Here is a 14,016-nt window from a genome sequence, read left to right as displayed (position 1 = left end):
GACGCCGAACCGGTGGTGTGCGGCCACGGCGCACCAGGTGGTGCGCGACGATCGCCGCGGCGAACCACACGGCGATCGACTGCCACCAGGCGTCCGGGTTCCACAGCGTGGCCGGTTTGAACGTGGCCAGCACGTATCCCAACAGCGTGAACCCGGCGACCAGGCTCAGCAGGTGCAGTGGGTGGGATCCGTAGATCCGGGCGAACCACGCCAGGGCGCTACGCATCTGGGGCCGCCCGGAAGGCGATCGCGGTCACCCATTTGGTGTTGTGCACGCCGGGCAGCGCGGGGACGACGATGCGTGCGGGATAGCCGTGGTCCGCGGACAGGTCGACGCCGTTGACGCGCAGCGCCAGCAGCGCGTCGGGGTCCAGCACCTGGTTGCGCTGCAGCGTCGCGCTGCCGAACGGGCCGGAGTCCAGCGAGGACACGTGCGCCGATTCCGGTGCCGGCACCCCGGCCAGGCGGGCCAGGTCGCCCAGACGCACCCCGGTCCAGGTCTGTACCGTCGACCAGCCCTCCACGCAGGCGATCGGCAGTGTCGCGGTGTACTGAGGCAGCGCCAGCAGCGCGGCGCGATCCAGGACGACCGGCCGCGCGCCGCCGGTCAGCGTGAGCCGCCAGCGCTCCCCCGTCCGGGCGCTGGAGATCCCGGCCGCCAGGGCGGTCCGGTTGATCTCGAAGTCGTTGGGCCCGTCGCCGCGGGTCCGCCCGCGGGGCAACAGCAGTGCGGCGTGCCGGGTGACGCCGCCCAGGGTCTGGCCCGCGGTGATGACGGCCATGAACAGCGCCCCACCGCCCACCAGCGCCAGTGCGCCGCGGCGGCTGATCGTGACGGGGCCCGGCTCGGCGGCGACCAGTCCGTCGGGCTCCCAGGGCTCCGCCCGGGTGTCCTCCCGACGGGTGCGCAGCACGTCGCGCAGTCGCATCGCGCGCAGGCTCGACCACATTCGGGGCGCCTTGATCGCGACGTGCACGAGGAACCCGGCGATGAACACCCACGCGCCGAAATAGTGCGCGGTGTAGAAGCTGAACCCGAAGCACTGGATGTTCAGCACGCCGGTCACGATTTCGAACAGGACGCCGCCGACCAGCATCAGCAGCGAAACCCGTTCCAGCAGTTGGGCGATCGAGCGCGACGGCGGCCACGCGAAGAGCCGGGGTATCACCGACCACAGCTTGGCCAGCACCACCGGGATCACCACGAGCCCGAGTCCCACGTGCAGTCCCTGGCTCAGCCGGTACAGCCAGGACGGGTCGGTGGGCCAGTCGAACGTCGGCAGCTTCAGCCACCCGACGTCGCCCGGGATCGCCTGCCCGAATCGCGGCCCGTAGGCGATGTAGGACAGCAGGCCCGTGAGGGCGACGATGGGCAGGGTTACCAGCAGCGTCGCGCCGAACACCGATGTCAGCCACCGCCCGCGCAGCGGGCTGCGCCACCGCTGCAGCCGCCGGGCGCCGGGCGGCGGATGGTCGTCGAGCGCACGCCACAGCCGGGCCGGGAAACCGTAGCGCGGCTCGGGTCGTTCGGGTCCGCTCACGGGCCGGCTTTCACGCGGCCGACCCGCCGCCGTCGGGGTAGAGCGTGGACCCGGTCACGTGATCGGCCCGTGGCAACGCCAAAAACGCTACGGCTTAGACGATTTCGGCGGGATGCGCGGTGCGGGTCGGACCGGGGAGAACACCGTTCACCCCGAACGCCGTTGGCTCCGAACTCGGCCGCCCACATGCGGGTCAGCGACTCCAGCGCCGCGCTGTAGACCGACGCCCCGGGCACGCCCTTCACGGCGGCCAACGACGTGACGTTGAGAGATTCCGCTCCCCCGCGCGAGCATCCCCGTGGCCAGTTCCGCGACCAGGAAGTGGGTACCGCGCACGTTGGTGTCGAACATCGCCTCGAAGCTTGCCAGATTCTGCTCCGCGGTGGGGCCTACCGGAAATGTACCGGCGTCCCGGCGCGCCATTGAGATCGCCGATGCCGTCCATCGGGAAATCCGATCGGCGTCGCGCAGGTGGCTGCGCACGGCGCGCGATCGGCGGCCCGGCCCCGGCCCGCCTATTGTCGGGGTGTGCTGACCGGCTTCCTGATCGCGCTGGGTTGCGCGGTCTGTTACGGCTCGGCGTCGGTATTGCAGGCGGCGGCCACGCGGTCGGTGGAAGCGGGCAGCGGCTCCGGGGTCGACCCCGTGCTGCTGGCGCGGGCCGCCCGGCAGTGGCGCTACCTGGCCGGCGTCGGCCTCGACGGGTTGGGCTTTTTGTTCCAGGTGGCGGCGCTGCGGTTGGTGCCGATCTATGTGGTCGCCGCGGCACTGGCCGCCTCGATCGCCGTCACCGGCGTCGTGGCCGCCTGGATGCTGTCGGCGCGCTTGTCGTGGGCCGAATGGACGGCCGTGGGCGTCATCTGCATGAGCCTGGTCGCGCTGGCCCTGGCCGCCGGACCGGGACACTCCCGGCACGCTCCCGCGGGATTGGGCTGGGCGTTGGTGGGCGTGGCGGCGGCGATCTTGGTGGCCGGCGCCGCCGCGGGCCGGCTGCCGGACCGCCCGCGCGCGCTCGCGCTGGGGCTGGCCGCGGGGACCGGCTTCGGAGTCATCGAGGTCGGCGTGCGGCTGATCGACGTCCTCGATCCCACCAAGCGCGCCTTCTACTCCAACCCGGCCCTGTACGCTGCGGCCACCGGGGGGATCGCCGGCTTCCTGCTGCTCACCTCCGCGCTGCATCGCGGATCGGTGACCACGGCCGTCGCCGGGATGGTTGTCGGCGAGACGATCGCGCCCGCACTCGTCGGAGTGGTGTGGCTGGGTGACAGCGCGCGCGACGGGCTCGGCTGGCTGGTGGTGGCAGGATTCCTGGTGGCCGTGGCGGCCGCGCTGGTGCTGGCGCGCCTCGGCGAGGCGCCGGAACAGGCCATCGGCGAGGCCGTCCTCTAGATCACGTTGTGGCCGCCGGCGTTTCGGAAGACGGGGCGAAGGTGGTCCCGCGCGCCGGCCGCGTCCACAGCACCCCGCCCTGCGCATCGGCGCCGGCGGCGATCAACTCGCGTTTGAGGATCTTGTTGGTGGCCGTCACCGGCAGGTTGGCGTTGATGCGCACGTAGCGTGGCCACGCCTTCGGCGACAGGTCGGGCTGGGCGGTCAGAAACTTCTCGAAATCGCTTGGTGCCAAATCGGTTCCCGCACGAAGGACCAGTGCGGCCATCACCTGGTCGCCGACCCGCTCGTCGGGCACGGCATAGACCGCGACCTGGCTGACTTCGGGAATCCGGCTCAGGATGCGCTCGATGGGCGCCGCGGCCAGGTTCTCGCCGTCGACCCGCATCCAGTCGGCGGTGCGGCCCGCCAGGTAGATCCAGCCGTCGGCGTCGCGGTAGGCCAGATCGCCCGACCAGTACATGCCGTGCCGCAGGCGCTCGGCCGTCGCGGCGGAATCGTTGTAGTACCCCGTGAACGGGCCGGCGCCCGTGGTGTTGACGAGTTCGCCGACCGCGTCGTCGAAATTGATCAGGGCCCCGTTCTCGTCGAATTCGGCGACGGCGCACTCCTTACACGTCACCGGGTTGTAGATGCCGACCCCCGGATACGGCTTGCCGATCGAGCCGGGCGGGGCGCCGTCCTCGCGCACGACGATCACCGCGAACTCGCTGGAGCCGAAGCTGTCGATCACCCGGCAGCCGAAACGCCGCGCGAACTCGTCGATGTCGCGGTCGGTCGCCTCGTTGCCGAAGGCCACCCGCAGGGTGTTGTCGGCGTCGTCGGGGCGTTCCGGGGTGGACAGGATCAGGGCGAGCGGCTTGCCGACGTAGTTCATGTAGGTCACGCGGTAGCGGCGCACGTCGTCCAGGAAGCGCGACGGCGAGAACCGGACCGGGACCATGGTGGCGCCGCAGCCGACCCCGACCGCCCAGCCGGCGGCGACACCGTTGGAGTGGAACAGCGGCATCGACAGGTAGCAGACGTCGTCGGCGGCGATGTCGTACTGGAAGATCAGGCTCGCCCCGCACATGATCGCCATCCCGTGCGCGAACCGAACGGCCTTGGGATTTCCGCTGGTGCCCGAGGTGAAGATCATCATCAGCGTGTCGGTCGCGGTGACCTCGCGGTGGGCCACCAGGGGTGGCGCGGCCGCGACCGCCCCGGCGTAGCCGGACCCGTTCACGGCCAGCACCCGCACGCCGGACAGATCCAGGCCGTCCAGCAGCGGCAGGTGCTCGTCGTCGACGAGCAGCATCTGGCAGTCGGAGCGCCGGATGTCGGCGAGCAGGCCGGCGCCGCGCCGGGTGGTGTTGAGGCCGCACAGGACGTAGCCGCCCAGCGCGGCCGCGGCCATCGCGCGCAGCATCTCCGGCGAGTTGGCGAGCAGGGCGCCGACGTGCAGCGGACGGGTGGGGTCGGCGAGCGCGATCAGGGCGGCCGCCTCGGCCTCGGCCTCGGCGAGGTGTTCCCGCCAGGTCCAGGTCCGGTCGCCGTGGGCGACGGCGCGGGTGTCGTCGTGCAGGCGTTGCCGTAGCAGTTGCTGGACCGTCTCCGGCACCGTCTCAGCTCCCGGACGCCGGGTCGAGCAGCGTGCGCAGGTCGGCGTAGACCAGGTCGCGCGCGAGCACCGACGCGGCCAGCGACGGAATCGTCATGAAGCCGTGGAACATGTCGGGGAAGTCGCGGTGCACGACCGGCACGCCCGCGTCGTGCAACCGGCGGGCGTAGTCGCAGCCCTCGCTGTGCAGCGGGTCCTCCCCGGCGGTGACGACGACCGCGGGCGGCAGATCCGCGTGCGACGCTGCGCGGGCGGGGGCCACGAGGTAGGGCGGGTCGACGATCCCGTCACCGCCGAGGTACTGCCGCCAGTACCACTGCATCGCGGCGCGGGTGTTGAACGGACCCTGGGCGTAGCGGCGGTAGCTGTCGGTGTCGAACGACGGGTCGATGACCGGATAGAGCAACACCTGGGCGGCCGGCGGGGCCACCCCACGTTCGCGACACAGGATGGGCACGACCGCCGCCAGGTTGCCGCCGGCGCTGTCGCCGGCGACGGCGATGCGCGCCGCGTCGATGCCGAGGTCCCCAGCGTGCTCCGCCGTCCAGCAGAAGGCGGCGAAGGCGTCCAGCGCGGCGGCCGGGGCGGGATGTTCGGGGGCGAGCCGGTAGTCGACCGACACGACGACGGCCTGGCTGCCGCGCGCCAGGGTACGGCAGAAGCCGTCGTGGGAGTCGATGCCGCAGAAGACGAATCCGCCACCGTGGCAGAACACGATCGCGGGCCGGTCGGTGCGCGGCTCGCCGTGCGGGTAATAGACCCGCACGGGGATCTTCCCCGCCGGACCCGGAACCGTGTGGTCGACGGCGCTGTGCACGTCGCCCGCGTTGTTGACGGGCATGCGGCGTTTGGCCACCGCCTCCCGCGCCGCCGCACCCGTCATGGTCTCGACGCGCGGGAAACCGGCGTCCAACTCGCGCAACATGTCCCGCAGGTAGTCGTCGACCTGGGTCCGGTGAACGTGGGTGTGCATCGTCGGCCCGCTCATGCGGGCCGGTACTTCAGCAGGGTGATCCCGGCATCGGGGAGATCACAGAACACCGGCATCACTCGCATTCCTATCCGGACGTCGCGCGCGTCGACGTCGACCAATTCGGTGCTGATCCGCGGCCCGGCGTCCCACTCGACCACCGCGAGCAACTGGGGCAGCGCATCGGCCCAGGGCGGCCCGGTGGGCCTGCGGGCCACGGTGAACGTGTACAGGGTTCCGGCGCCGTCGATTTCACGCCATTCCAGGTCGTCGGCCAGCGTCCCGGGGGCCAGCGTGCGGGGATAGAACACGTAGCGGCCCGCCGACGGCGAGTACTGCACCATGATGCGGTGTTGGGCCAGTCCGTCCCAGAACGGCCGGGAGACGGGCGTGGGCTCGGGGACGGGTCGGGGTTCGGTGGGGTTCACGGTCACGGTCAGTCCCCTCGCAGGAGCAGCGCCACCTGCTCGCTCATGATGCCGCCGTTGCCGGTGACGAACGCGGTGTGGCAGTCGCGCACCTGCGCGTCGCCGGCCCGGCCCATGATCTGGCGGGCGCCGTCGACGACGTGGTGCATGCCGCCCGCCATGCCGGCCTGCCCGTAGGAGAGCTGGCCGCCGGCGGTGTTGAGCGGGAAATCACCGCGGTAGGTCAGGTCGTGGTCGGTGACCCATTGCATGCCTTTGCCTTTCGCGCAGAAGCCCGCATCCTCCAGGCTCATCAGCACCGTGATCGTGTAGCAGTCGTAGATCGACGCCACGTCGACGTCGGAGCGGCTCAGCCCGGCCATCGCGAACGCCTTGTCGGCGGCCCGGGCGATCGGCGTGCGCAGCAGGTCCGCGGCGTAGGTCGGGGTCTTGAACGCGATGTGCTCGCCGAAGCCGGTGATCCACACGGGCCGATGCCGGCTGCGGCGCGCGAGGTCGGCGTTGGCGATCAGCACACCCGCTCCCCCGTGCACCCGCATCACCGTTTCCAGCATGTGGATCGGGTCGGCGATCATCGGGCTGGCGAGAACGTCGTCCACGGTGATCGGGGTGCCGTGGAACACCGCGCCCGGGTGCGCGCACGCGTTGGTGCGTTGGTCCACCGCGATCTCGGCGATCGCGGCCGGGTCGTAGCCGAACTCGGCCGCGTACCGCTGGGCGATCTGCGCATACGGTGCGTTCTGGCCCACGTTGCCGTAGGGGATTTCGAACTCGGCCTGGGGTGACCCGTAGTTGTTCGACGACGCCCCATACCAATTCGGGGCGGCGGCCGGCCTGGTCGCCGACCGGGGCAGCGCTGCCGATCCGGGTACGACGGCCAGCACCGCATCGCAGACGCCCAGTTCCACCGCGGCCGCGGCCCGCCACACCATTCCCGCCGAGGTGGCTCCGCCCAGGTCGACCCGTTCGCCGAAATCCAGTGCCAGGCCCAGGTATTCGCACAGCGTGGCGGGCGCGAACATCGCCGATTCGGCCACGCCGTGGGTGATCAGACCGTTGACGGCGGCGGGGTCGACGCCGGCGTCCTCGACGACCAGCTTCGCCAACGCGGCGTACTGGTCGAGGGTGAACGAGGGCGGCGCGGTCGGCCGTCGTTCGGCGGGCAACTCGGCGATGCCGACGATGGCCGCCTGGCCGCGCAGCCCCGTCATGCCGGCGTTCCGCGCCGGGGCAGCTGCACCGTCGCCGTCCCGGGCATCAGCACGGTGTCCCCGCGGCGGCCGGCGATGTCGAGGTCCACCAGCCCGGCACCCCCGTCGGCGAGGCGGGTGCCGGTGATGACCCCGCCGAATTGCAGCGACTCGCCGGGATAGGCCACGGCCCGGTTCTGCACCGAGAAGGACACCAGGCGACCGCGTCCGCCGATCCAGTCGCCGACCGCGCGCGCCAGCAGCGCCGCCTGCAACGGGCCCTGGACCAGCACGTCGTCGTAGCCTTCCTCATGCGCCCACTGCTTGTCGTAGTGGATGCGGTGGCCGTTGTAGGTGGCGGCGCTGAAGAAGAACAGCTGGGTTTCGTCGACGGTGACGTTCAGCGCCGGGATCTGCTCCCCCGCGCTGACGTCGTCGAAAAAGACCTGTCGGTCGGTCAAGGCGCTCCTAAGGCCGGGCGATCATCGAGGTGGAGGCTTCGGCGACCAGGTCGCCGTGCTGGTTGCGGTAGATCGTGTGCCAGGTCACGAGAACGAATCCGCCCGAGCGGCCTTCTTTTTCGGTGATCGACTCGATGGTGCGGACCATGTCGATCTGGTCCCGGTGATAGGCGGGCAGGTGGAAGGTGAAGCTCTCCCCGCCCGCCATCCGCTTGGGGGCGCGGGGGAACGCCAGGCTGCCCGAGACGGCGCCGGAGGAACCGTCGGGCCGCAGCGTGTCGAGGTGCGTGACGCCCAGCACGGCGTACTGCAGGAACAGCGGCGGGCAGATGACGTCGCGATACCCGTTGGCCCGGGCGTACTCGGGGTCGAACCACAGCGGGTTGCGGTCGCCGACCGCGGCCGCCCAGCGTTGCCAGTCGCGCCGGTTCACCTCGCCCGTCGCCGCGGCGGCGACCGTGCCCACCCGCGACGCCGACTCGGCGTCGATCAGGCTGTCATCGTTCATCGTTCGGGGCCTCCTCCAGCCATGCCGCGGCGACGTCGGCCCCGCCTCCGAGCGTCGAGCCCAGCCGGGCCCGTTCGCTCCACAGATGCAGGTCCGTCTCGGTCACATACCCCATCCCGCCGTGCAACTGATGCGCGTTCAGGGTGATCAGCCGGGCCGCGCGGGCGGCGTGCATGCGGGCGACGGCCGTCTCCCGGGTCCCGGTGTGCCCGCGGGCGATCCGGAAGACCGCCGCGTGTGCGGCCAGACGCGCTGCCGCCAGGGCGATGTGCATATCGGCGACCAGGTGCTGGGCGGCCTGGAACGACGCGATCGCCCGGCCGAACTGATGACGCAGCGTGGTGTATTCCACGGTGCGCTCCAGCACCGCCTGGCCGATGCCCACCAGGTCCAGCGATCCCAATGCCGCCGCCGTGTTGGCCAGCCGGCGCAGCGCGGGCTCGCCCACGCCGTCGCCGAGCAGCGCGTCGGCCGGCACCGCCACGTCGTCGAAGCGCACGGTGAAAGCCCGGTGCCCGCCGGCCATGTCGAGGGGCTCGACGGCGAGCCCGTCGGCGCGGGTGTCGACGACGAGGACGAGGGTGCGGCCGGGCGCGGCGGCCGACACCACGACGAGGTCGGCGACGTCGGCGTCGGCGACGTAGTCGACGGTTCCGCTGAGCCGCCAGCGCATCGGCTCCGGAACGGCTTGCACGGCAGGCGATACGGCCGCGGCGTCGCGGGCGTTCCACAACGCCGTGGCGCCGCGGAGGCCGCCGTGGGCCAGCGGCGGCAGCCAGGCCGCCTTCGGCGCGGGCGTACCCAGCTGGTCGATCGCCAGGACCGCATGCACGGTGCTGTGCACCATCGTCGGGCACAGGGCGCGGCCCGTCTCGGTGTAGAAGACGGCGAGGTCGTCGAGCGAGCCCCCGGAACCGCCGTACTCCTCGGCGACGGCGAGCCCGAAGATCCCGGCAGCGGCCAGTGCCTTCCACAGGGCCGGCGCGCTGCGGTCGGCGCCAGGCTGGGACAGCGAGCGCACCAGGCTCACCGGGCATTCCGCCGCCAGCAGGGCCCGCGCTGCCGAGGCGAACTCGCGCTGTTCGTCGGTGGGGAGCAGTCTCATCGCTCAGCGTCCGTACGAGGGCATGCCGTGGCCGCGCTGGGCGATGATGTCGCGGAGCACCTCGTTGGTGCCGCCGCCGAAGCGCATCAACGGCGCGGCCCGGTAGAGCCGTTCGAACTTCCCGGCCAACGGGGCGTGTTCGCTGCGGTGTGCCAGCAGCCCGTCGGGGCCCAGCAGGTCGAGCGCCAGTTCGGCGATGCGCTGGCGCAGTTCGCTGGTGAAGACCTTCTCGACGCTGACCTCCACGGTGGGGATCACGCCGCCGTCGAGCATCGAGGCGGCCTCGTAGCCCATCAGCGTGGCCACCTCCACGTCGGCCTCGGCCTGCACCAGCCGGCGGCGCAGCGCCGGACAGTCGGCGGGCACGCTGCCGTCGCGGCGGGGCGTTGCCGCGAGATCGCGCAATTCCTCCACGGCGCGGCGCAGATCGCCGGCGTTGGTCAGCGCGCCCCGCTCGAGGTCGAGCGCGCCGGTGATGTACGTCCAGCCGCGGTTGACCTCGCCCACCAGGTTGGTGAGCGGGACCCGCACGTCGCGAAAGTGGACCTCGTTGGTGCGGTAGCCCGACCAGGCGTAGAGGGGGCGGATCTGGACCCCCGGGCTGTCGACCGGGACGATGATGACCGAGATGCCGCGGTGCCGGGCCGCGTCGGGATCGGTGCGCACGCACAGCCATTCGTGGGTGGCGCGCTGGGCGCCGCTGTTCCAGATCTTCGTCCCGTTGATCACCCACTCCTGGCCGTCGCGCGTCGCGCGGGTCCGCAGGGCGGCCAGGTCGGTGCCGGCGTCGGGTTCGGAATAGCCGACGGCGCAGATCATCTCGCCCCGGGCGATCGGTGGCAGCCATTCGGCTTTGTTCCGCTCGGTGCCGTGCCGCATGATCATCGGCGCCACCGATGTGACCGTCAGGTCGGGACCGGGCACGCCCCAATATTCGAACTCGCTCATCAGCAGGTGCTGATGGATCGCGCCGAGGCCCCCGTCGCCTCCCAGCCCGCCGTACTCGCGCGGCCAGTTCAGCCCGAACCAGCCCTTCTCGCCGATCTTGCGGCGGAAGCGCGCAACCTCTCCGTTCGGGAATTCGAGATCGTGCCGGGCGAGCTCGGCGCGGAGCGCGGGGGTGACATTTTCCTGGAGGAATTCGCGGACCTCGGCCAGCCAGGCGCGCTGCCCGGCGTCGAGTTCGAAGTCCATTCCGAAGCCCACCTCACCTTCCGGCATTTCACACGGCAGCGCCAGCGTAACGCCGGGGACAGAACGAGCTCCGCGATTTCGGGCTGACGTTACGCCCGCCGCGGCGCGGACATCGCGAGGCCCGCTTCGACACGCCCCGACCAGAGCTCCGCCACCTCGCGACGACCCGTCGCCTACGCGACGACCGACGGCGGGACGGCCGTTCCCCCGGGACGGCATCGTCCCCCGGGCCGCGGTGCCGAGGCGTCAGTTGAATGACCGGTAGTCATGAAAGTGCACGTCGGACGGCATCCGGGTTTCAAACTGTTAAAACGCTGTCAAACTCCCGTAAATCCGCGCGACGGCCCTCGCGGCCACGCGATGAGGCTGCAAGGATCGTGGGATCGACCGGTTTTAGGTATCAGTCGTACCGCTCGGTCCGAAGCGCACGGGGAGAAGCAGATGCCAACTGTTGAGACACGCCTTCGCCAGGAACTACGCACCTGCGCCGTCGAGTTGCGCCAGCTGGCGTACACGCTGCCCCACGGGGTGGGTGAGCACGATCTCCTGCAGCTCTCCGACCGCATGCGTGCCGCCGCCGAACAGGTCGCGCGCACAGGGGCTTGACCTTTCGCGGCGCTTCGCCGGTCGCCGCCAGGTGATCAGCCGCCCTTGAGGCGAATCTTCCACCGCACGAAACCCAAGTAGACCATGCTGATCGCGAACAGCATGGCGACGTCGAACCACCATGCGCCGGCGGTGTGCTGCCAGTGCGAGTCCTTCGGCGTCACCGGGCCCGGCTCCAGCTTGAGCAGGTCCGCAGTGGATGCCGACGCGGCGAAGCCCCACCTGGCCGGCGTCGCCCACGACATCTGGTCGAGGCCGATGCGGTCGGTGACCGGGATCATGCCGCCGGAGAACACCAGCTGCGACATCACCGCGACCACCAGCAGCGGCATGATCTGTTCGTTGGACTTGGCGATGGCCGACAGCGCCAGCCCGAGCATCGCGGAGGCGACACAGGTCAGCGCGACGTCGACGAAGAGCTCCAGACCCGGCCGGCCCAGGGCGACGGCCCCCTGGGTGGGACCGCCCTTGCCGATCAGGACGATGACGGTGACGATCGCGGACTGGACGACCGCGAACACCGTGTACACGCAGACCTTGGCCAGCAGATAGGCGCCGGTGGACAGGCCGACGGCCTGCTCGCGCAGGAAGATCGGGCGCTCACCGATGAGGTCGCGGATCGTCAGCGCGGTGCCCATGAACACCGCGCCGACGTTGAGCAGCACCAGGATCTGCCCGGGCTCGTTGGGCGCGGCACCCATGGGGTTGGGGATGCCGAACCCGACGTTGCCGGGAACCGACATCGACAGCGCACCCATGATGAAGGGCAACACCGCCAGGAAGGCGAAGTAGCCGCGGTCGGAGATGATCAGCCGCATCTGCCGCCGGGCGATGGTGGAGAACTGCCGGCCCAGGCTCGTGTGCGACGGGTCGCCGATCTCCGCGGGTTGCTCGGCCGGTGGCGGCGGCGGGGGCGGTCCCGTCCGCGCCAGGTAGCGGGCCCGCGCCCCGTCCGGGTCGTTGGCCACCGTGCTGAAGATGTCGGCCCAGTTCGTCGTCCCCATGGCGGGACCGATCTGGCCGGGCGGCCCGCAGAACGCGGTCTTGCCGCCGGGGGCCAGCAGCAGGACCTGGTCGCAGACGTCGAGATAGGTCAGCGAGTGGGTGACCACGAGCACCACGCGGCCGGCGTCGGCCAACTGCCGCAGCATGGTCATGACCTGGCGGTCCAGGGCCGGGTCCAGACCCGACGTCGGCTCGTCGAGGATCAGCAGCGACGGCCCGGTGAGCAGCTCCAGCGCCACCGACGCCCGCTTGCGCTGGCCGCCGGACAGCTTGTCGACCCGGGTGTGCAGGTGCTGGGTCATCTCGAGTTCCTCGAGCACCCGCGCCACCACCTGTTCGCGGTCCTCTTTGGTGGTATCCGGCGGCAGCCGCAACTCGGCGGCATACATCAGCGCCTGCTGCACTGTCAGCTGCCCATGCACCACGTCGTCCTGCGGGACCATACCGATGCGGCTGCGCAGCGAGGCGTACTCGGCGTGGACGTTGTGGCCCTCGAAGGTCACCGTGCCGGTGGTCGGGTGCGTGTAGCCGGCGACCAGCCGGGCGAACGTGGACTTGCCGGCACCGGAGGGACCGATGACGGCGGTCAGCGTTCCGGGCTGTGCGCCCAGCGAGATGTTGTCCAGCAGCGTCTTGTTGTTCTCGATCGTCCACGTCACCCCGCGCACGTCGAGCCCGCCGGTGCGCGTGGCGGTCGCGGTCTCGTCGCGGCGGACCAGCGCCCCGCCCGCGAAGACCAGGTCGATGTTGCCGATCGTGACGACGTCGCCGTCGTGCAGCAGCGCGGAGTCGACCCGGGCGCCGTTGACGAAGGTGCCGTTGATGCTGCGGTTGTCGTGGATCTCGGTGCCGTGGTCGGTCGGGATCAGGGTGGCGTGGTGGCGGGACGCCAGCACCTCGGGAATGACGATGTCGTTGTCGTTGGCCCGGCCGATCTTGATCGCTCCCGGCGCCGACTCCGGCGCCGACCTGCCCGGGCGCAGCATGCGCATCATCGACGTCGCGATGTTGGTCGCATCGCCGCCGATGCGGCCGGTCTCGACGGCCCTGGGCTCGCCCGCGGGCGCGGCGGGCACCCGCATGGGTGGCGCCCGGTAGATCTGCGGCCCCTGCTGCGGGCCGCTGGGCGGCCCGACGTGGTGTCCGCCGGTCGGGTGGCGCGGCTGCGGCTCCGCGGGATGGCCCGGCATCACCCCGCTCGGCGGGTGGCTCTGCTGCGGACCGCTGGGCGGCTGCCCGGGGTGCCGGAACGTGGCCGACGGCGGGTGCTGGGGCTGGCCGGGCCGCTGCGCGACGGGCTGCGGGTGGCCGTGCGGCGCCGCCGCGGCGCCGTCGCCGTGGGTGTTGAAGATCGGCATCGACGTCGTCAGCGGCGGCCGCCCCGCCGAGCCCTGGTGGCGGCCCACCTCGAACGTCAGCGCGGGGCCGTCCGGATTGCCGATGTTGACCCGCAGGCCGTCCTGGATGTCGACGGCCGGCACGCGGCGGTTGTTGACGTACAGCCCGTTGAGGCTTCCGTTGTCGATGGCGATCCAGCGGCCCTGGTCGAACCGCACGATCAGGTGGGTCCGGGATATCAGGGGATGCGCGACGCGCAGGTCCGCGCGCAGGTCGCGCCCGATCACCACGTCGTTTCCTGCTGCGAAGGTGCGCTCGGATCCGTCGTAGCGCACGGTCAGCACGGGTGGGGCTGGACGGCTCATCCGCTTCACTGTATCGGCAGCGCGACGGATCGGGGGCAGGCGCTACGCCGGAGTTTCGAGCCGAAACTCCGGGGTAACCCGTCGTCCATGATCGACAGCGACGCCGAATTCCCCGACGACGTGCCGGTCGCCGACGCCGTGGAGCAATGGCACCAGACGGCTGAGTTTCCCGACGACGACGGGTGCGCGGGTGACGTGCCGCTGGAGACGAGCGCCCCGGACTGGCAGGAGCAGCGGGAGACCGTCCCGATCGACCCGGAAGTCGAGGAGTTCGGCTACCGCGGCTGACATTCGGACGTCTGGCCGGCTTACGCCA

At 71.3% G+C, this 14,016-nt stretch carries 13 protein-coding genes and 1 pseudogene; 3 read left to right on the top strand and 11 right to left on the bottom strand.

What is annotated here, in order from left to right; genetic code table 11:
• Positions 1 to 31: 31 nt before the first annotated feature.
• Positions 32 to 226, bottom strand: a pseudogene (locus AB8998_RS13835) (hypothetical protein); the annotation flags it as partial.
• Positions 219 to 1,493, bottom strand: coding sequence for a molybdopterin-dependent oxidoreductase (locus AB8998_RS13830; protein WP_369741567.1), 1,275 nt, complete (start codon positions 1,491 to 1,493; stop codon positions 219 to 221). The gene AB8998_RS13830 and the pseudogene AB8998_RS13835, both read right to left, overlap by 8 nt.
• A gap of 576 nt (positions 1,494 to 2,069) precedes the next feature.
• Between AB8998_RS13830 and AB8998_RS13825 the strand changes: the two genes are divergently transcribed.
• Positions 2,070 to 2,930 carry a DMT family protein gene (locus AB8998_RS13825; RefSeq protein ID WP_369738439.1) on the top strand — a complete coding sequence of 287 codons (861 nt, stop codon included), beginning with the start codon at positions 2,070 to 2,072 and terminating at the stop codon, positions 2,928 to 2,930.
• A 1-nt stretch (position 2,931) separates the two neighbouring features.
• Here the strand turns inward: AB8998_RS13825 and fadD1 are convergent, their stop codons facing one another.
• Genes fadD1 through AB8998_RS13785 form a run of 8 tightly spaced genes read right to left on the bottom strand, consistent with a single transcriptional unit; the run spans position 2,932 to position 10,386 of the window.
• Positions 2,932 to 4,530, bottom strand: a complete 1,599-nt coding sequence (gene fadD1, locus AB8998_RS13820) for a fatty-acid--CoA ligase FadD1 (RefSeq protein ID WP_369738438.1) — start codon at positions 4,528 to 4,530, stop codon at positions 2,932 to 2,934.
• Positions 4,531 to 4,534: 4 nt separating this feature from the next.
• Positions 4,535 to 5,518, bottom strand: a complete 984-nt coding sequence (locus AB8998_RS13815; protein WP_369738437.1) for an alpha/beta hydrolase — start codon at positions 5,516 to 5,518, stop codon at positions 4,535 to 4,537.
• A complete protein-coding gene (locus tag AB8998_RS13810; RefSeq protein WP_369741566.1) occupies positions 5,515 to 5,928 on the bottom strand; it encodes a Zn-ribbon domain-containing OB-fold protein in 414 nt (137 codons plus the stop codon). Before AB8998_RS13810 ends, AB8998_RS13815 begins: the two co-directional genes overlap by 4 nt.
• Before the next feature lie 8 nt (positions 5,929 to 5,936).
• Positions 5,937 to 7,139, bottom strand: coding sequence for a thiolase family protein (locus AB8998_RS13805; protein ID WP_369738436.1), 1,203 nt, complete (start codon positions 7,137 to 7,139; stop codon positions 5,937 to 5,939).
• Entirely contained in the window at positions 7,136 to 7,579 is a 444-nt protein-coding gene (locus tag AB8998_RS13800) for a MaoC/PaaZ C-terminal domain-containing protein (protein ID WP_369738435.1), read from the bottom strand. The genes AB8998_RS13805 and AB8998_RS13800 overlap by 4 nt, the downstream gene beginning before the upstream one ends.
• A 7-nt stretch (positions 7,580 to 7,586) precedes the next feature.
• Positions 7,587 to 8,087 carry a MaoC family dehydratase gene (locus AB8998_RS13795; RefSeq protein ID WP_369738434.1) on the bottom strand — a complete coding sequence of 167 codons (501 nt, stop codon included), beginning with the start codon at positions 8,085 to 8,087 and terminating at the stop codon, positions 7,587 to 7,589.
• On the bottom strand, positions 8,077 to 9,192 hold the full coding sequence (locus tag AB8998_RS13790) for an acyl-CoA dehydrogenase family protein (RefSeq protein ID WP_369738433.1): 1,116 nt from the start codon (positions 9,190 to 9,192) through the stop codon (positions 8,077 to 8,079). Before AB8998_RS13790 ends, AB8998_RS13795 begins: the two co-directional genes overlap by 11 nt.
• 3 nt (positions 9,193 to 9,195) lie before the next feature.
• Positions 9,196 to 10,386 carry an acyl-CoA dehydrogenase family protein gene (locus tag AB8998_RS13785; protein WP_369738432.1) on the bottom strand — a complete coding sequence of 397 codons (1,191 nt, stop codon included), beginning with the start codon at positions 10,384 to 10,386 and terminating at the stop codon, positions 9,196 to 9,198.
• A gap of 441 nt (positions 10,387 to 10,827) precedes the next feature.
• Between AB8998_RS13785 and AB8998_RS13780 the strand changes: the two genes are divergently transcribed.
• Positions 10,828 to 10,992 (top strand): hypothetical protein, encoded by a 165-nt coding sequence (locus AB8998_RS13780; protein WP_369738431.1) that lies wholly within the window; start codon positions 10,828 to 10,830, stop codon positions 10,990 to 10,992.
• Positions 10,993 to 11,027: 35 nt separating this feature from the next.
• On the opposite strand, the gene AB8998_RS13775 is transcribed toward AB8998_RS13780, so the two are convergent.
• Positions 11,028 to 13,700, bottom strand: a complete 2,673-nt coding sequence (locus AB8998_RS13775) for an FHA domain-containing protein (protein ID WP_369738430.1) — start codon at positions 13,698 to 13,700, stop codon at positions 11,028 to 11,030.
• An 87-nt stretch (positions 13,701 to 13,787) separates the two neighbouring features.
• Here AB8998_RS13775 and AB8998_RS13770 point away from each other — a divergent pair, with 87 nt between their 5' ends.
• Entirely contained in the window at positions 13,788 to 13,988 is a 201-nt protein-coding gene (locus AB8998_RS13770) for a hypothetical protein (protein ID WP_369738429.1), read from the top strand.
• Positions 13,989 to 14,016 lie beyond the last annotated feature (28 nt).

It is taken from the genome of Mycobacterium sp. HUMS_12744610 (assembly GCF_041206865.1).
Lineage (GTDB): Bacteria > Actinomycetota > Actinomycetes > Mycobacteriales > Mycobacteriaceae > Mycobacterium > Mycobacterium servetii.
This window is presented reverse-complemented; position numbering and strand designations above follow the sequence as displayed.